This window comes from Pseudogemmobacter humi, assembly GCF_900609055.1.
Lineage (GTDB): Bacteria > Pseudomonadota > Alphaproteobacteria > Rhodobacterales > Rhodobacteraceae > Pseudogemmobacter > Pseudogemmobacter humi.
On the sequence record NZ_UXAW01000048.1, the window covers coordinates 216,294 to 233,558 of the forward strand.

Below are 17,265 nucleotides of genomic sequence, written 5' to 3' on the forward strand. Positions count from 1 at the left end.
AGGGGGCGGGGCGCGGATCGGCAACCGGCTGCGGCAGGGTCCGGAATTTTGCAAAATTCCGGGCCGGAGTTTTTGAAAACTCCGGCCTGCGTCAGCCGCGGGGCGCTGCGGCCCGGCGCAGGCGGTCGTTGATCGCGCGCCCCAGCCCCTGTTCGGGGATGGGGGCGAAGGCGATCCGTCCCGCGGGGCCCGCCAGCGCATCGGCCTCGCGCAGGATATGGAAGAGCCGCGCCGCCGCCTCGACCGGATCGCCGGAATCCGAGAGCGTCAGATCGCCCTTCACCGGGCCGAATCCGACGAGGATCTCGCCGGTCTCGGCCGCCCGGGCCTCCAGCCTGACCTGGGCTGCGGGGGCGTAATGCGAACTCAGCTGCCCCGGCGCGTTGGGGCGTTTTGCGTCGCCGCCGGTCGCGATTCTCTGTCCGAGCGCCTCTTCCAGCGCCTCGACCGGCAGCCCGCCGGGGCGCAGAAGCCGCGGTTCGCCATCGAGGCCCAGGATCGTCGATTCCACCCCGACAGCGCAGGGCCCGCCGTCGATCACCGCCGCGATCTTGCCCGACAGCCCCGCCAGCACATGATCGGCCCGGGTGGGCGAGACCCGGCCCGAAGGGTTGGCGGAAGGCGCGGCCAGAGGCCCGCCGAAAGCCGTGAGCAGCGCGCGGGCCACCGGATGGGCGGGAACCCGCAGCGCCACCGTTGGCAGCCCCGCGGTGGCGAGCGGCGAGATCCCCGCGCCCTCGCGCAGCGGCAGGACAAGCGTCAGCGGGCCGGGCCAGAACCGTTCCGCCAGCGCGCGGGCGCGGGCGTCGAACTGCGCGAGGGCCTCTGCGGCCTCAAGGTCGGGCAGATGCGAGATCAGCGGGTTGAAACGCGGGCGGCCCTTGGCCTCGAAGATCCGCGCCGTGGTCTCGTCGCGGCGCGCATCGCCGCCCAATCCGTAGACCGTCTCGGTCGGGAAGGCGACCAGCCCGCCCCCGGCCAGCAGCTCTGCCGCGCGGGCGATGCCCGCATCGTCTGCGGTAAGGATTTCGGTCCGTTCCATGACGCAGCGTCCGGCTTGCGGGAGAGGCTTGATGGGTTAGCCTCAGGCGCATATTGGACCGGAGCCGCCCGCACAAGACGGAGAATCCCAGATGGCCCATGCCCCCGCCGCCGATCAGCGCTTTATCCTGGATCATATCGTGGATTTCGCGGGCCTGGCCGGGACCGACCGCTTCCGCGACGCCACGCCTGATGTGACGGCTGCGATCCTGACCGAGGCGGCGCGGCTGTGCGACGAAGTGGTGGCGCCGGTGAATCGTGACGGCGATCTGCATCCGGCGCGGCTGGAAAACGGCGTGCTGCGGTCCTCGCCCGGGTTCGACCGGGCTTACCGTGGGATTGCCGAAGGGGGCTGGGTCGGAGTCTCGGCCGCGGTGGAATACGGCGGGATGGGTCTGCCGCATACTCTGGCGACCTGCGTGAACGAGATGCTGGCGGGGGCCTGCCTTTCGCTGCAACTGAAGCCCTTGCTCAGCCAGGGCCAGATCGAGGCGCTGGAGCACCACGCCTCGGACGATCTGAAGGCGCTCTATCTGCCGAAGCTGATCTCGGGCGAATGGTCGGGCACGATGAACCTGACCGAGCCGCAGGCGGGCTCGGACGTGGGCGCGCTGCGCTGCCGGGCCGAGCCGGATGGCGACGGCACTTACCGCGTCACCGGGCAGAAGATCTTCATCACCTGGGGCGATTCGGATCTGGTGCCCAACGTCTGCCATCTGGTGCTGGCGCGCCTGCCCGATGCCGCGCCGGGCACCAAAGGGATCTCGTTGTTTCTGGTGCCGAAATTCCTGCCCGATGAGGGCGGCAACCCCGGCGTGGCCAACAGCCTGCGGGTGGTGAGCCTGGAGCACAAGCTCGGCATCCATGGCAGCCCGACCTGCGTGATGGAATTCCAGGGCGCGAAGGGCTGGCTGGTCGATGCGCCCGGCAAGGGCATGGCGGCGATGTTCACCATGATGAACAACGCGCGGCTCGGGGTGGGGATGCAGGGCGTGGGCGTCGCCGAGGCGGCGCTGCAAAAGGCTGTGGCCTTCGCCGCCGAGCGCGTTCAGGGCAAGACCCCGGACGGCAGTCCCGGCATCATCGGCCATGCCGATGTGCGCCGGATGCTGGCCGAGGCGCGGGCCGAGGTCTTTTCCGCCCGGGTGATCGGGCTGGCCTGCGCGCGGGCGATCGACATGGCGACCGCGACCGGCGACGGGGATTGCCGTGCCCGCGCCGCGCTTTTGACCCCCATCGCCAAGGCTTACGGCACCGATATCGGCATAAGGGTCGCCGATCTTGGGGTGCAGGTGCATGGCGGTATGGGCTTCATCGAGGAGACCGGCGCCGCGCAATATCTGCGCGATGCGCGGATCACCGCGATTTATGAGGGCACCAACGGCATCCAGGCGATGGATCTGGTCGGCCGCAAGCTCGCCGACGGCGGCGAGGCGGCGCTGCGGCTGATCGCGGAAATCGAGAGCGACGCGGCAGAGGCCCGCGCGCATCTGCCGGATCTGGCGGGCGAGGTCTGGCAATCCGCCGAGAATCTGCGCGAGGCGACCGAGGCGCTGCTGGCGATGGATCTGAACGACCGTTTCGCGGGTGCCGTGCCCTATCTGCACGGTTTCGCGCTGGTGCTGGGCGGCCATGCCCATCTGCGCGCGGCTTTGGCCGATGCGGCGCGGCTGCCGCTGGCGCGGGTGATGATCCGCCGGCTGCTGCCGGGCCATGCCCCGCTGCTGGCGGTGGCGCGCGAGGGGGCTTCAGGGCTTTATGACGTAGGGCCGGAGTTGCTGGGGGCGTGACGCCTCCGGCGGGGGTATTTGGATCAGGGTGAAAGCCAGGGGGCTTTCATTCCTGCCGGGCCGGACGCAGGTGGCGCGCGGCGGCGGGTTTCGGGGCTTGCGCCCGGGCGCGGGCTTTGCATTGTTGCCGCCATGACAGAGATCCTCCATCCCTTTCCTGAGCCGCCCGCCGCCGGGACCGCCATCGAGGTCGCGCCCGGCATCCTCTGGCTGCGCCTGCCGCTGCCGATGGCGCTGGATCACGTCAACGTCTTCGCGCTGGAGGACGGGGACGGCTGGACCCTGATCGACACTGGGCTGCACTCGCGCCGCATGGTGGCTTTGTGGGAGCGGCTGCTGGCCGGGCCGCTGCGGGGGCGGCCGGTGCGCCGGGTGGTGGTGACGCATCATCACCCCGATCATATCGGCATGGCGGGTTGGTTTCTTGCCCGGGGCGCGGAGCTTCTGATCACCCGCACCGCCTGGCTTTACGGGCGGATGCTGACGCTCGATGTCGAGGAGCGCCCTTCGCCCGCCGCGCTGGCATTCTGGCGCCGCGCGGGGATGGATGAGGCGGAACTCGCGCGCCGCGCGGGCGAGCGGCCGTTCAACTTCGCCGATTGCGTCCATCCGCTGCCGCCGGGCTTCACCCGGCTGGAGGAGGGCCAGAGCCTGCGTATCGGCGGGCGCGACTGGGAGGTGCGCATCGGCCACGGCCATGCCCCCGCCCATGCGACCTTGTGGAGCGAGGGGATCGTCCTTGGCGGCGATCAGCTTCTGCCCGGGATCTCGGCCAATATCGGGGTCTGGCCGACCGAGCCCGAGGCCGATCCGCTGGCGGAATGGCTGGAAAGCTGCACCCGCCTCTCGGCTTTCGCGCGCGAGGATCAGCTGGTGCTGCCGGGCCATAAACTGCCGTTCACCGGCCTGCCGTTCCGGCTGCGTCAGATGATCGAGAACCATATCTCGGCGCTCGACCGGCTGACGGAGTTTCTGGCCGCGCCCCGCCGCGCCACCGACTGTTTTCCGGTGCTGTTCCGGCGCGGGATTCCGCCCGATCAGACCGGGCTCGCGCTGGCGGAATCCGTCGCGCATCTGAACCACCTCTTGCGCCGGGGGGAACTGTCGCGTTCCCTCGGGCCGGATGGGGCATGGCTGTGGCAGAGGCGGTGAGGATGGCGAAAGCGGCGGAACCCGGGGCGAAACCCGCAAGGCGCAGGACGAAACAGGCGACCGCGGTGGCGGCGCCGGGGAAATCGCCCGCGGAACGGGCTTATGACCGGCTGATCCTCTATATCCGCAACTTCGAGACCCAGCTCGACCAGAGCCAGGAGATCGCCATGGGCTTTGCGGGCAGCGAGGCGGGCGTGCTGCGAATCGAGGGGATCGGCTTTTACGAGCCCGACATCATTTCCTTCTATGGCTGCGACGAGGACGGGATGAAGACCCAGCTGATCCAGCATGTCAGCCAGTTGTCGGTGATCCTGCGCGCCGTGCCGAAACATGTTCCCGAAGAGCCGCCTCTGCGCATCGGGTTTCGGCTGTCCGAGGGCTGGCGCGGCGGCGAATCCGGCGATGGCTCGGCCTGGCCCGGGCCGCGGGCTGCGTTGTAGCGGGGCTGCATCGGCGCGGCAAAAGCGCGCGTCTGACCGGGTGACAGCGCCGGATGAATCGGCTAACAGGCGGGAAAGCGAACGATCCCGGGAATGAGACAGCGATGGCCCAGCACGACCACAGCGAACATCAGCACGGCTCGATGAACATCCGCGCGCATGAAAAGACCTTCCACGGCTTCCTCCGGCTGGTGAACTGGAGCCTGGTGGTGATTTTCGTGGTGCTGGTCTTCCTCGCACTGACCGGGGCCTGATCCGCGCGGGCGGGCAAGGCGCCGGACAAGATCCCCGGAGACAAGATATGTTGCGTGTGATTGCGGCGGTTTCGGTCGCTCTGACTCTGGCCGGGTGCGGCGGCGAATCGCTCTGGGCCAGCGACGAGGAGGTGGCGCGCGCGGTCTATGTCGCGCCTCCGCCGCCCTCGGTGACGCTGTTTACGGTGATCAACGGACGCACCGGCGCGGGCGCGCATACGGGTCTTCTGATCAATGCCTCGCAAAGGGTGCTGTTCGATCCGGCGGGCACCTGGACCCATCCGGCCGCGCCCGAGCGCAACGACGTGCATTTCGGCATGACCGACCGGGTGGTGAATTTCTACCGCGACTACCACGCCCGCGACACCGCCGACGAGCATTTCTACATCATCGAACATACTCTGGTGCTTTCGCCCGGGACGGCCGAGCTGCTGATGCAGCGCGCGATGTCGAACGGCGCGGTGGCCAAGGCGAACTGCGCCAATTCGATCTCGGCGATCCTGCGCGACGTGCCCGGGTTCGAGAGCCTGCCGCAGACGTATTTCCCCAAGAAGCTGGGCGCGGCTTTCGGCGCTCTGCCCGGCGTGACCGAGCGCATCGTCACCGAAGAGAACGACAACCCCGGCGAGGGGCATGGCGTGGTGATGGTCGACAAGAAGGGCCGGCGGATCAACTGAGCCCGGGTTGCGGACGCCTGCCCCCGGGTGCAGGCTGTCCGCGGGCGGAAAAGGGGCGGGTCCGTGAGACTGTTTGCCGTTGTGCTGGCCGGGGGCGAGGGCCGCCGGATGGGGGGCGCCGACAAGGCGCTGCTGCCGCTCGGCGGGCGACCACTCATCGCCCATGTGCTGGAACGGACCCTGCCGCAGGTCGAAAGCGTGGTGATTTCGGCCAATGGCGACCCGGCGCGGTTTTCGGCCTTTTCCCTGCCGGTTCTGCCTGATGACACCCCGATGGGGCCGCTGTCGGGGATCCTTGCCGCGCTGGAATACGCGCGGGGCGAGGGGGCGGATGCGGTGATTTCGGTGCCGGTGGATGCGCCGTTCCTGCCCTCGGACCTGGCGGCGCGGCTGACGGGCGCCGGGGGGGCGGCCTTTGCCCGGGCGGGCGGGCGCGATCACAATGCGACGGCGCTGTGGCCGGTGGCTCTGGCCGGGCCGCTCGCGGATTTCCTCGCCTCGGGCGCGAAGCCGAAGATCGCGGATTTCGCCGCCGCCCATGGGGCTGTGGCGGTGGATTTCCCCGATCCGGCAGCTTTCGAAAACCTCAACCGGCCCGAGGATCTGGCGCGGGCAGAGGCCCGGCCCGGGGGCAGGGCATGAGGATCTACGGCGTCATCGGCTGGCAGAACAGCGGCAAGACCACGCTGATGGAGCGGCTGGTGGCCGATATCACCGCGCGGGGCTTCAGCGTCTCCACCGTGAAACACGTCCACCACGATGTCGATCTCGACCGCCCCGGCAAGGACACATACCGCCACCGCGAGGCGGGCGCGCGCGAGGTTGTGCTGGCCTCGGTGAAGCGCTTCGCCATCCTGCGCGAGCATCGCGGCCCCGAGCCGGATCTGCGCGAGGTGCTGGCGCGGCTGGCCCCGGTCGATCTGGTGCTGGTCGAGGGCTACAAACGCGATGCCCATCCCAAGATCGAGGTCTGGCGCGAGGGCGTCACTGATCGCGCGCTGATCCAGCCCGGCGATCCGCTGGTGCGCGCGGTGGCGACGGATGCGCCGCTTGCCGGGCTGACGGTGCCGGTGCTCGACCTGAACGAGGCCGCGCGGGTCGCGGATTTCATTCTGCGCGAGACGGGTCTTGCCGGCTGAGGGCGTCACCATCCGGCGCGGCTTTCCGCCCGGAGAGCGCGACAGGGCGGCGCGGGTCTATTGGGAGGCCTTCGGCGGCAAGCTGAGCCGGGTGATGGGGCCGGATGCGCGGGCGCTGGAATTCCTGCGCGCGGGCCTGCGTCCGGATCATTGTTTCTCGGCGCTGGACGGGCAGGGGCGGGTGATCGGGCTGGCCGGGTTCAAGACGCCGCAGGGCAGTTTCTCGGCCGGAACCCGGGCCGATCTGCGCCGGATCTACGGCCGGATCGGCGCGGTCTGGCGGCTGGCTTTGCTGCGTCTGCTGATTGATGAGATCGACAACCGCCGGTTCCTGATCGACGGCATCGCGGTGACGGAACACGCCCGCAGCCGGGGCATCGGCGCCGCGCTGCTGGCCGAGTTGTGCGCCGAGGCACGGCGGCGCGGCTATGAGGCGGTCCGGCTGGAGGTGATCGAGACCAACACCCGCGCCAGGGCGCTTTATGAGCGCGAGGGCTTCGTCGCCACCCGCACCGAGCGGATGGGGCTGCTGCGCTACGCCTTCGGCTTCAGGGCGGCGACGACGATGATCCGCCCGCTTTAGCCCTAGTCGAACACCCCGGCGACCCGGCCGAAGATCATGAAGGCCCGCGCGGTGCGGGTATCGGCGAATGCCGCGATCTCGGCGTCGGAGGCGTTCTTCTCGAAGGCCTGGAACAGCCGGTCGAAGGTGCGCAGGAAGTGATGCGCGGCGTCGCGGAAGATGGTGTCCTCGCGCATCCGGCTGGCGGTCAGCGCCAGCGAGGAACGGTCGCGGATGCCCCCCACCGCGGCCACGCCGCGCCCGCGCTCGCCGCCGGCGAAGCGGCGCCACAGGTCGGGGTGGCACATCTCGGGGCGAAGGTCGTCCATATAGATCCCCTCCTGGCTGAGCAGCGTCAGCACGTCCTGGGCGGCGCGGATCAGCCTGGCGACCTCGCGGTCTTCCAGCGCAAGGCGCAGGGCGCGGAAACCGGCCTTGTCCTCGGGGCTTTCGGGGAATTGCAGCGCGGCGATGAAATCGCCCATCGACAAGGGCGCGCGCAAAGCCTCGGCCGGGGTGCCGAGCGCAAGGCCCGGCTGTTCGGCCTCGGGTTCAGGGCGCGGCGCGGCCAGCGCGGCGCGGCGGTCGGCCGAGGGCACCGACAGCGCGGCATCGCGCCGGGTGGAAAACGTCGCCAGCACCGAACCCGCCTCGCGCGTGGCCTGGGCGATCTCGTCGAGTTTCTTCTCGACCGAGGGGCGGATCGCGGCGGCCTGCACCTGCTGCGCGGTCTGCATGTAGGAATTGCGCATCGCCTCGACCGAGGCATGCAGCCGTGCGGCCTCGGCCCGCAGATCGCGGACCGAGCGCAGGGTGATCACCGCCACCCAGATCAGCACCAGCGGCAGGAACAGGATCAGCAGCGTCATCACGAGGCCAAGGGTGCGCGTCTCGTCGCCCGGTGGCGAGGCGAAGATCCAGGCCAGCACCGCCACCACCCAGATCCCCGACATCACCCCCGCCGCGATTTCGGTCACGGGCGAACGGCGCTGCGGCGCGGGGGCGCCGGAATGCGGGGGGGCGGTCATGTCCTGATCTTTCACCGGCATCCGGCCCCCGCCTCAGACGTAGCGCACCGAAAGGATTTCGTAGCTTTTCTGCCCGCCGGGGGTGGTGACCTCGACGCTGTCGCCTTCCTCTTTGCCGATCAGCGCGCGCGCGATCGGCGAGCGGACGTTCAGCAGCCCGGCCTCGATATTGGCCTCGACCTCGCCGACGATCTGCCAGGTCTTTTCCTCGTCGGTGTCCTCGTCGACCACGGTCACGGTGGCGCCGAATTTCACCCCGCCCGAGAAGTGGCTCGGGTCGATCACCTCGGCCAGCGAGATGATGCCTTCAAGCTCTTTGATCCGGCCCTCGATGAAGCCCTGCTTTTCACGCGCGGCGTGATATTCGGCATTCTCCGACAGGTCGCCGTGAGCCCGGGCCTCGGCAATGTCGTGGATGATCGCGGGACGCGCCTCCGATTTAAGCTGCTTCAGTTCCGCATCCAGTGCATCGAACCCACGCCGCGTTACCGGGATTTTTTCCATAGCTATGCCGTCACTTTAAAAAACAGAAGCCACGATCCGGTCGCCCGGATCATGACTTCACGCCTCGGTCAGAGGCAACCTCACCCGATGGGCGAGGAAAAAGCAAGGGCCATGGCAGCGGCGATGCGCGGCCTGTCGCTTGCGGACCGGATCATGCCGCCCTGCTTGCGGCTGCCGGCGTGATGTTGCGTCACGGTTGACGTCGGGTTGCCCTTCGGGCAATCACGGGGCGCCCGGGGGAATGGGGCGCCGACAGGAAGTGCCAGCCAAGGACGTGCGGTGTGATAAACCGCCGCAGAAGCAAGAAGGAAGCGCCATGACCGGGATCACCCGCGAGTCGATGGAATATGATGTTGTGATCGTGGGGGCCGGGCCTTCGGGCCTTGCGGCCGCGATCCGGCTGAAGCAACTCGACCCCGATCTGTCGGTGGTGGTCCTGGAGAAGGGCTCCGAGGTCGGCGCGCATATCCTTTCGGGCGCGGTGCTCGACCCTTCGGGGCTGGATGCGCTGCTGCCCGACTGGCGGGAGATGGACGCGCCCATCAGGGTGCCGGTGAAGCACGATAATTTCTACCTGCTCGGGCCGGCGGGGCAGATCCGCATCCCGAATTTCCCGATGCCGCCCCTGATGAACAATCACGGCAATTACATCGTCTCGATGGCCAATGTCTGCCGCTGGATGGCGGGCGTGGCCGAGGGGCTCGGCGTCGAGATCTTCCCCGGCATGGCCTGTTCGCAGCTGGTTTACGACGGCGACCGTGTGGCCGGTGTGGTCGCGGGCGAGTTCGGGCTGGACCCGGAGACCGCCGAACCCGGCCCCTCCTACGAGCCGGGAATGGAGCTGCGCGGCAAATACGTCTTCCTCTCGGAAGGCGTGCGCGGCAGCCTCGCGAAAGAGGTGATGGCGAAATACGATCTTTCCGCCGGCCATTGCCCGCAGAAATTCGGCCTCGGCATGAAGGAAATCTGGGAGATCGACCCGGAAAAGCACAAGGAAGGCACGGTCACCCATACGATGGGCTGGCCGCTCGGCAAGAACGCGGGCGGCGGATCGTTCATCTATCACCTTGAGAACAATCAGGTTTATGTGGGATTCGTGGTTCACCTGAACTACAAGAACCCGCATCTCTACCCTTACGCCGAGTTCCAGCGCTTCAAGCACCATCCGATGGTGGCGGAGCTTTTGAAAGGCGGCAAGCGGGTGGCTTACGGCGCGCGGGCGATTTCCGAGGGCGGCTGGCAGTCGATTCCGAAACTGGTGGCGCCTGGGGTGGCGTTGCTGGGCTGCTCGGCGGGGCTGGTGAACGTGCCCCGGATCAAGGGCAACCACAACGCCATGCTTTCCGGCAAGGCCGCGGCCGAGGCGGCGCATGCCGCGATCAAGGCGGGCCGGATGGGCGACGAGCTGTCGGATTACGAGGCCGACGTGCGCGGCGGCGCCATCGGGGCCGATCTGAAGAAGGTCAGGAACGTCAAGCCGATGTGGTCGAAATGGGGCCTCACTGCCTCGCTGGTCTTCGGCGGGCTCGACATGTGGACCAACAACCTGTTCGGCTTCTCGCTGTTCGGCACGCTGAAACACGGCAAGTCTGATGCGGCCGCGACCGGCAAGGCGGCGGATTACCGGAAGATCGACTATCCCAAAGCCGATGGCGTTCTGTCCTTCGACCGGCTGACCAATGTGGCCTATTCCTTCACCAACCACGACGAGAACCAGCCCGCCCATCTGCGGTTGAAAGACCCGTCGATCCCGATCGCGGTGAACCTGCCGCTCTATGCCGAACCCGCGCAGCGCTATTGCCCGGCGGGGGTGTATGAGGTGCTGGGCGAGGGCGCGGAGGCCACTTTCCGCATCAACTTCCAGAACTGCGTCCACTGCAAGACCTGCGACATCAAGGACCCCAGCCAGAACATCGTCTGGACCACGCCGATGGGCGGCGGGGGGCCGAACTATCCGAATATGTGATGGTCAGCGAGGCGGAAGTCCTCGCCTGGCTTCAGCCTCATATCTCCCGGGGCGCTGAACCCGACCCCGGGGATATTCTCGGCTCGCTTCGCTGTGATGGCGACAACGCGAGCGAATTGTTCGAGGATTTCGCCGAACGCTTTGGCGTGGATCTCAGGAATTTCGAGCCCTGGCTTTACTATATCGCCGATGAGCCGCCAGTTCGCAGGCGCTGGCATGCGGTCGATCCCGAAACCGGTGCAGAGCTGCCGCTGTTTCCGATCACGGTGCAGGATTTCGTCACCGCCGCCGGGGCCGGGGTCTGGAACAAGACGCATCCGCCGCATCGGTTCGAGCGTTACCCGTTTTTGCGGGACCGGGCCGCGATCAGGCGCTGGATTCGTATGGCTCTCGTCTGTGTTCTGTTGGTCGTTCTTTTCGTATTTCCGGATGATCCCGGCGTATTCCTCGCCCGCTGACCCCTGTCTCACGAAGAGTTCACCCTCAAGGGCCCTCTGGCCGCGGATCCCCGCACCGATCCGAAGCGCGCCGCATTGCACGCGGCAAAACGGGGCGTTAGCTTTGCGCCTGCACAGGCGCGTCAGACTGGCCCGGTGAAGCGGGGCAGGATCGCAATGGCCTCGTCCTGTGGCAGGCCAAGGAGTATGTCCGCGATGATCCGTTCCCTGCTTCTGCTGACCACGGCGCTTGGATTCAGCCTGGGGCTGGCCGTGCCGCTTGCGGCGCAGGAGGCAAGCGTGAGCCCCGCGCCCGAACCTCTGGCGAGTGTCGATGCCGGGGCCTATCTCGCCGCGCGCAATGCCGAGGCGACGGGGGATTTCCGTGCGGCCGCCGCCTGGTTCGGCCAGGCGCTGCTGGCCGACCCGGACAATCCGCTGATCATGGATGGCGCGATCTTCGCGCGGCTCAGCCTGGGTGAGATTGTGGCGGCGGCAGAGATCGCCGACCGCCGCCGCGGTCTGCCGGACCTTCCCGCCAGCCAGCTTGCCGATTACGCCACCATCGCGCGGGATGCGCAGAACGGCGATTACGCCGCCGTCAGCAAGGCGCTTCAGAGCGGCCAGTCGATCGGGCCGATGGTCGACAGCCTGGCCCTCGGATGGGCCGCCATTGGCCAGGGCAACATGACCGATGCGCTGAAGGATTTCGACCGGATCGCCGCCACCCGGGGCCTTGAGGCCTACGGGCTTTATCACAAGGCGCTGGCGCTGGCGCTGGCCGGGGATTTCGAGGGCGCCGACCGCGTCCTCTCGGACGAGGGGCTGGGGCTGAACCAGCGCGGCGTGCTGGCCCATGCGCAGATCCTGTCGCAGCTGGGGCGCAACCCGGATGCGGTCGCGCTGCTGGACAGGAACTGGCTTCCCGGCAGCGAGCCGGTGGCCGATGCGCTGCGCGCGCGGCTCGAAGCGGGCGAGGCGGTGCCGTTCGATACGGTGCGCGACGCGCGCGAGGGGCTGGCCGAGGTGTTCTGGTCGCTGGCGACGCTGCTCAGCCGCGATGCCGATCCGGCCTATACGCTGCTGAACTGCCGCATCGCCGCGGCGCTGAAACCTGATCATTCGGATGCGGTGCTGCTCGGGGCGGCGATGCTTGAGGATCTGGGCGAATACGATCTGGCCGAAGAGGCCTATGCCACTTTCCCGCCCGACCACCCGACCTGGTATAACGCCCAGCTGGGCCGCGCCGATGCGCTTTATGCCGCGGGCCGCGCCGATGCGGCGGTCGAGGCTCTGCGCGCGCTGACCCGCAGCCATGGCGAACTGGTGGTGGTGCAGGCCGCGCTCGGCGACATGCTGCGGCGCGAGGAACGCTGGGCCGAGGCGCGCGCCGCCTATGACACCGCGGCGGCGCTGTTGCCGGAAACCCCGCCGCCGGGGGCCTGGGTGTTGTTCTTCAGCCGGGCGATCACCAAGGAGCGCCAGGGGCTCTACGACGAGGCTGATCTCGATTTCCGCCGCTCGCTGGAGATCAACCCGGGCCGTCCCGAAGTGCTGAACTACCTCGGCTACAGCCTGGTCGAACGGGGGAAGAACCTCGACGAGGCGCTGGAGATGATCCGCCAGGCGGTCGCCGCGCAGCCCGATGCGGGCTATATCATCGACAGCCTCGCCTGGGCCTATTTCACGCTCGGCCGCTATGAAGAGGCGCTTGAGCCGATGGAGAAGGCCTCGGTGCTGGAGCCGGTCGATCCGGTGGTGACCGACCATCTGGGCGATGTCTACTGGATGAACGGCCGCAAGCGCGAGGCCGAGTTCCAGTGGCACCGGGCCTTGTCCTATGGTCCCAGGGAAGACGACGCGGTCCGTATTCGCCGGAAGCTGGAGGTCGGGCTGGATGCGGTCATGGCCGATGAGGCCGGGAAAAAGCCCGCCACACAGGATGAGCCGGTGGATGAGAGCGCCGCCGGTAACTGAATTCGCCCCTGCGAAGATCAATCTCTGCCTGCATGTGACGGGGCAGCGGGCGGACGGCTATCATCTTCTGGACAGTGTCGTGGCCTTCGCCGGGGTGGGGGACCGGCTGGAGGCCTCTCTGACGCTCGGGGAGGCCTCGCTGGCGCTCGGTGGGCCCTTCGGGCCGGAGCTGCCTGCCGGAGGCGACAATCTGGTGCTGCGGGCGGCGCGGGCGGTGGCGCCGGATCTGGCGCTGGCCTTCACGCTGGAGAAGAACCTGCCGCCGGCCTCGGGGATCGGCGGCGGCTCGGCCGATGCGGCGGCGGCGGTGCGGGCGGTCTTGCGGCTGCGAGGGGGCGCGGCGGACCCCGGCGTGGTGCAGGCGCTCGGCGCCGATGTGCCGGTCTGCCTCGCCTCGCGCCCGGCGCGGATGCGCGGGATCGGCGAGCGGCTTGATTTGCTGGAGCGCTTCCCCCCGGGCTGGATCGTGCTGGCCAATCCTCGGGTGGAAGTGCCGACGCCCGCCGTGTTCCGCGCCTTGTCGCGGAAGGAGAACCCGCCGCTGCCCGATGCACTGCCCCACTGGCCCGATATGGCGGCGCTGGCGGGCTGGCTGGCCTTGCAGCGTAACGATCTGGAGCCTCCGGCGCTGGCGGTCGCCCCGGTGATCGGCGAAGTGCTGATGATGCTGCGCGCGCAGGCGGGGCAGTTGCTCTCCCGGATGTCGGGCTCGGGCGCCACCTGTTTCGCGCTTTTCGCGGAAGAAGCGGCGGCGCGGGCCGCGGCGGCGGCGCTCACGGTAGCGCGGCCCGGCTGGTGGGTCGCGCCGGCGCCGCTTTACCCGGGCAACTGAGGGCGGAAGCGGCGCGGGGGCCGCCGAAGATGCAGGTTCGAACCAATGCCGCCTGCATCCTCACCCCGTCTCCTTCGGAGACTCCCCCGGGTATTTGGGTCAGGGTGAAAGGGCTTTCACCCTGAGATAAATACCCCCGCCGGAGGCTTCGACGGCTGTGCCGGGCGGGCGTCAGTTCAGGCGCGAGACGACGTAATCGGCGAGATCGGCGAGCATTTCGCGTAAAGGGTGGTCGGGCAGCGCCGCGAGCGCCTCGCGCGCGGTGGCGGCCCAGGCGAAGGCGTCGTTTTGCGCGGCCTCCATCGCGCCGTGGCGGGCCATCAGCGCCAGCGCCTGCTCCAGGTCGCCCTCATGCTGGTCGCCCTTTTCGATGACCCGCGACCAGAAGGCGCGCTCGGGCGCGTCGGCTTTCGCCACCGCCCTGATCACCGGCAGCGTCAGCTTGCGCTCGCGGAAATCGTCGCCGGTGTTCTTGCCGATCGCAGAGGATGTGCCGCCGTAGTCCAGCAGATCGTCGGCGATCTGGAAGGCGATGCCGAGCGCGTCGCCGTAAGTGAACAGCGCCCTCACCTCTTCCGGCCCCGCCCCGGCGATCACCGCGCCGGATTCGGTCGCGGCCGAGAACAGGGCGGCGGTCTTGCCGCGCACCACCTTGAGATAGGTCGCCTCGGTGGTTGCCAGATCGCGCGCCGCGGTCAGTTGCAGCACCTCGCCCTCGGCGATGGTGGCCGAGGCATTGGCGAGGATGTCGAGAACGCGCAGACTGCCCGGCTCGACCATCAGCTGGAAGGCGCGGGCGAAGAGATAATCGCCGACCAGAACCGAGGATTTGTTGTCCCACAACAGGTTGGCGGTCGGGCGGCCGCGGCGCTGGCGGCTTTCGTCCACCACGTCGTCGTGGAGAAGCGTCGCGGTGTGGATGAATTCCACCGTGGCGGCGAGCTTCCGGTGATCCTCGTTCGCGGGAGCGCCGCAGATATGGGCGGCGGCCAGCACCAGCATCGGGCGCAGCCTTTTGCCGCCGGCCTCGATCAGATGCGCGGTCACCTCGGGGATGCGCGGCGCGTGTTCGCTGGCCATCTTCTCGCGGATGATGCGGTTTACCGCCGCCATATCCCCGGCCAGAAAGTCGGCCAGCCGGTCCTGCGGCCCGCGTTTTGCACCGTCCATTTTCATTCCCCGTCCTTTCAGGCGCTGCGCCTCTTGCCCGTTGGGGCCGGGGCGGCTACCCGGAAACGATGAAAGAACTTTTGCGCACGACCGACCCGACGGTGATCGCTTTTGCCACAGTCCTTCTTGAGGGCGAGGGAATAACAGCCTTCGCCATGGACGTCCACATGAGCATACTCGACGGCTCGCTTGGCATTCTGCCGCAGCGGCTGATGGTGGCGGATCGCGATCTGTTCATGGCGCGGGCGATCCTGAACGACAACGGGGTGGAGGTCCTGGCGTGAGCGGGACGTTTCCCGACGGGGATCTGACCGACGACAAATTTCTTTGCGGCCGGCTGCACCTGTTGCAGCCCGCGCGCGGCTACCGGGCGGCCACCGATGCGGTGCTTCTGGCGGCGGCCTGTCCGGCCGGGGCCGGGCAGAGCGTGCTGGATCTGGGCTGCGGCGCGGGGGCGGCCTCGCTGTGTCTGGCGGCCCGGGTGCCGGAGCTGCGGCTGGCGGGGCTTGAGATCCAGGCGGAATATGCCGATCTGGCGCGGCGCAATGGGGCAAGGAACGGGGTGGAGATGGAGGTCTTCACCGGCGATCTCGCCCATATGCCGCGTGAGTTGCGCCGCGATTTCGACCATGTGATCGCCAATCCGCCCTGGTATCCGCCGGGCGGCACCGCCTCGCCGGTCGAGGTGCGGGCGCAGGCGATGCAGGTCAGGCTGCCGGTCGGGGACTGGGTGGCGGCGGCGGCCCGGCGGCTGGCGCCCGGCGGCTGGCTGACGCTGATCGCCGGGGCGGATTCGGTGCCGGAACTGCTGGCGGCGCTGGCGCCGAAGCTGGGCTCGGCTTCGGTCCTGCCGCTGGCCGCGCGTGAGGGGCGCGAGGCTTTGCGGGTGATCCTGCGGGCGCGGAAAGGCGGGCGCGCGGCGTTTCGTCTGCTGGCGCCGCTGGTTCTGCATCAGGGTGCCGGGCATGACGGCGACCGCGAAAGCTACACGCCCGAGGCCAATGCGATCCTGCGCGGCGGCGCGGCGCTTCCGGCGCGTTTCGGCTGATCGCGGTAAAAATTGCAGAGAGATTTTGCCGCAGCCCCGCGCAAGGCTGGTGACACGACTCGCGTTCCGTGCTGCTATCGTCTTACGCGTGTAACAAGATGGAGGAAGATATGACGATTGCTTCGCATCTGGCGGAACTTCGCAAGAAGCACGAAACCCTCTCCGACATGGTGGAAAAGGCGCAGCGTAGTCCGGCGACAGATGATCTCCAGATCGCGGAAATGAAAAAGCAGAAGCTCAAACTGAAGGAGGAAATCAACCGGCTCAGCGCCGCGCATTAAGCGTTCAGCCAGATTTCCGGGCCGCGAGGGCGGCCCCTCCGGTGATAAGCACCGCAGCTAACAGAAGGGTCCAGCCGGCTTCGGCTTTGCCGGCCAGGATCAGCGCCAGAGTAGACAGCAAAGGCGCAGCATATGAGGCGACACCCAGAAGCTGGATGTCGCCTCTTTTCATGCCGATATCCCAGGTGAAGAAAGCCGCGCCCACCGGGCCGAGGCCGAGGGCCAGCATCGACAGCCAGCCTTCGGTGGTCGCCGGCCAGATGGTTTCCTCCAGCGCCAGATGCGCGATCAGCGACAGCGCCGCCGAGGCGAGGCAGAAGACGGTGACGCTTTCGGTCGGCACCTCGCCCAGGCGGCGCGACAGCACCGAATAGGCGGTCCAGGTCAGGGCGCAGCCGAAGGCGAGCATCATCGCGGTGGTGTTGAAGCCGCCGCTCTCATCGCGGGCGAGGATGATCAGCGCCGCACCGGAGAAGGCGACGGCGGCGCCGAGCAGTTGCTGAGGGCGGAGTTTCTCGCCCGGCAGCAGGGCCGAGGTCAACACGATCAGCAGCGGCCAGAGATAGGCGATCAGCCCGGTCTCGGCGGTAGGGGCGGTGCGGAAGGCGGTGAAATACAGGAAATGGTAGCCGAACAGGCCAATCGTGCCGAAAGCGTAGACCTTCCAGGAGATTTCCCGCAGCACATGGAAACCCTGACGTGCAGTCCAGACCAGGCCGATGGCGCCGCCGATCGCGAAACAGACCGCGTTGAGCAGAAAGGGCGGCACCGGGGCCGAGCCGATGGTCAAAAGCGCCAGCAGCGCCCACATCAGCACGGCGGTGAATCCGATGGCGGTGGCCTTGTTGCGCGACATTTCAACCCTCCTGACGCCGTTTCCTTCAAAGGAAACGGGCCGGAGTTTTTGAAAACTCCGGCGCGCGTTCTTTAGGCGAGTGTAGGGTAAAGAAAAAGACCCGCCGAGGGG

Annotated in this window: 20 protein-coding genes; 15 read left to right on the forward strand and 5 right to left on the reverse strand. The window is 68.2% G+C overall.

Annotation, left to right across the window (positions count from 1 at the left end):
* Positions 1-91 precede the first annotated feature (91 nt).
* Positions 92-1,042 carry an L-threonylcarbamoyladenylate synthase gene (locus XINFAN_RS05800; RefSeq protein WP_124085531.1) on the reverse strand — a complete coding sequence of 317 codons (951 nt, stop codon included), beginning with the start codon at positions 1,040-1,042 and terminating at the stop codon, positions 92-94.
* 91 nt (positions 1,043-1,133) lie between these two features.
* Here XINFAN_RS05800 and XINFAN_RS05805 point away from each other — a divergent pair, with 91 nt between their 5' ends.
* From XINFAN_RS05805 to XINFAN_RS05840, 8 genes are all read left to right on the forward strand, one after another.
* Positions 1,134-2,831, forward strand: a complete 1,698-nt coding sequence (locus tag XINFAN_RS05805) for an acyl-CoA dehydrogenase family protein (RefSeq protein WP_124085532.1) — start codon at positions 1,134-1,136, stop codon at positions 2,829-2,831.
* Between the two features lie 132 nt (positions 2,832-2,963).
* The gene (locus XINFAN_RS05810) at positions 2,964-3,983 is read left to right on the forward strand and encodes an MBL fold metallo-hydrolase (protein WP_124085533.1); all 1,020 of its coding nucleotides are present in this window, start codon (positions 2,964-2,966) and stop codon (positions 3,981-3,983) included.
* Positions 3,962-4,423, forward strand: a complete 462-nt coding sequence (locus XINFAN_RS21935) for a DUF6173 family protein (protein ID WP_199286371.1) — start codon at positions 3,962-3,964, stop codon at positions 4,421-4,423. The genes XINFAN_RS05810 and XINFAN_RS21935 overlap by 22 nt, the downstream gene beginning before the upstream one ends.
* Positions 4,424-4,527: 104 nt before the next feature.
* On the forward strand, positions 4,528-4,677 hold the full coding sequence (locus XINFAN_RS05820) for an aa3-type cytochrome c oxidase subunit IV (protein ID WP_124085534.1): 150 nt from the start codon (positions 4,528-4,530) through the stop codon (positions 4,675-4,677).
* A gap of 47 nt (positions 4,678-4,724) precedes the next feature.
* Positions 4,725-5,354: a hypothetical protein gene (locus XINFAN_RS05825; protein ID WP_124085535.1), complete on the forward strand. Its 630-nt coding sequence runs from the start codon at positions 4,725-4,727 to the stop codon at positions 5,352-5,354.
* A gap of 63 nt (positions 5,355-5,417) precedes the next feature.
* Entirely contained in the window at positions 5,418-5,996 is a 579-nt protein-coding gene (gene mobA / locus XINFAN_RS05830; RefSeq protein ID WP_124085536.1) for a molybdenum cofactor guanylyltransferase MobA, read from the forward strand.
* Positions 5,993-6,493 (forward strand): molybdopterin-guanine dinucleotide biosynthesis protein B, encoded by a 501-nt coding sequence (gene mobB / locus XINFAN_RS05835; RefSeq protein WP_124085537.1) that lies wholly within the window; start codon positions 5,993-5,995, stop codon positions 6,491-6,493. The genes mobA and mobB overlap by 4 nt, the downstream gene beginning before the upstream one ends.
* Positions 6,483-7,076, forward strand: coding sequence for a GNAT family N-acetyltransferase (locus XINFAN_RS05840; RefSeq protein WP_233352134.1), 594 nt, complete (start codon positions 6,483-6,485; stop codon positions 7,074-7,076). The genes mobB and XINFAN_RS05840 overlap by 11 nt, the downstream gene beginning before the upstream one ends.
* A gap of 2 nt (positions 7,077-7,078) precedes the next feature.
* Here XINFAN_RS05840 and XINFAN_RS05845 read toward each other — a convergent pair whose 3' ends face one another.
* Positions 7,079-8,083 (reverse strand): hypothetical protein, encoded by a 1,005-nt coding sequence (locus tag XINFAN_RS05845; RefSeq protein WP_124085538.1) that lies wholly within the window; start codon positions 8,081-8,083, stop codon positions 7,079-7,081.
* 33 nt (positions 8,084-8,116) lie between these two features.
* On the reverse strand, positions 8,117-8,587 hold the full coding sequence (gene greA, locus XINFAN_RS05850; protein ID WP_124085539.1) for a transcription elongation factor GreA: 471 nt from the start codon (positions 8,585-8,587) through the stop codon (positions 8,117-8,119).
* Positions 8,588-8,903: 316 nt separating this feature from the next.
* Here greA and XINFAN_RS05855 point away from each other — a divergent pair, with 316 nt between their 5' ends.
* The 4 genes from XINFAN_RS05855 to XINFAN_RS05870 all read left to right on the forward strand — a co-directional run bounded on the left by XINFAN_RS05855 (position 8,904) and on the right by XINFAN_RS05870 (position 13,799).
* Positions 8,904-10,553, forward strand: coding sequence for an electron transfer flavoprotein-ubiquinone oxidoreductase (locus XINFAN_RS05855; RefSeq protein ID WP_124085540.1), 1,650 nt, complete (start codon positions 8,904-8,906; stop codon positions 10,551-10,553).
* Positions 10,553-11,011, forward strand: coding sequence for a DUF1493 family protein (locus XINFAN_RS05860; RefSeq protein ID WP_124085541.1), 459 nt, complete (start codon positions 10,553-10,555; stop codon positions 11,009-11,011). The genes XINFAN_RS05855 and XINFAN_RS05860 overlap by 1 nt, the downstream gene beginning before the upstream one ends.
* 195 nt (positions 11,012-11,206) lie before the next feature.
* On the forward strand, positions 11,207-12,967 hold the full coding sequence (locus XINFAN_RS05865; RefSeq protein ID WP_124085542.1) for a tetratricopeptide repeat protein: 1,761 nt from the start codon (positions 11,207-11,209) through the stop codon (positions 12,965-12,967).
* Positions 12,945-13,799, forward strand: a complete 855-nt coding sequence (locus XINFAN_RS05870) for a 4-(cytidine 5'-diphospho)-2-C-methyl-D-erythritol kinase (protein ID WP_124085543.1) — start codon at positions 12,945-12,947, stop codon at positions 13,797-13,799. Before XINFAN_RS05865 ends, XINFAN_RS05870 begins: the two co-directional genes overlap by 23 nt.
* A gap of 171 nt (positions 13,800-13,970) precedes the next feature.
* Here XINFAN_RS05870 and XINFAN_RS05875 read toward each other — a convergent pair whose 3' ends face one another.
* Positions 13,971-14,975, reverse strand: a complete 1,005-nt coding sequence (locus tag XINFAN_RS05875) for a polyprenyl synthetase family protein (protein WP_124085544.1) — start codon at positions 14,973-14,975, stop codon at positions 13,971-13,973.
* A gap of 62 nt (positions 14,976-15,037) precedes the next feature.
* Between XINFAN_RS05875 and XINFAN_RS05880 the strand changes: the two genes are divergently transcribed.
* From XINFAN_RS05880 to XINFAN_RS05890, 3 genes are all read left to right on the forward strand, one after another.
* Complete coding sequence (locus XINFAN_RS05880; RefSeq protein ID WP_124085545.1) at positions 15,038-15,253, forward strand: putative signal transducing protein; 216 nt, start codon at positions 15,038-15,040, stop codon at positions 15,251-15,253.
* The gene (locus tag XINFAN_RS05885; protein ID WP_233352135.1) at positions 15,250-16,017 is read left to right on the forward strand and encodes a tRNA1(Val) (adenine(37)-N6)-methyltransferase; all 768 of its coding nucleotides are present in this window, start codon (positions 15,250-15,252) and stop codon (positions 16,015-16,017) included. Before XINFAN_RS05880 ends, XINFAN_RS05885 begins: the two co-directional genes overlap by 4 nt.
* 110 nt (positions 16,018-16,127) lie before the next feature.
* Complete coding sequence (locus XINFAN_RS05890) at positions 16,128-16,298, forward strand: YdcH family protein (protein WP_124085546.1); 171 nt, start codon at positions 16,128-16,130, stop codon at positions 16,296-16,298.
* 4 nt (positions 16,299-16,302) lie between these two features.
* Here the strand turns inward: XINFAN_RS05890 and yddG are convergent, their stop codons facing one another.
* Entirely contained in the window at positions 16,303-17,154 is an 852-nt protein-coding gene (gene yddG, locus XINFAN_RS05895; protein ID WP_124085547.1) for an aromatic amino acid exporter YddG, read from the reverse strand.
* Positions 17,155-17,265 lie beyond the last annotated feature (111 nt).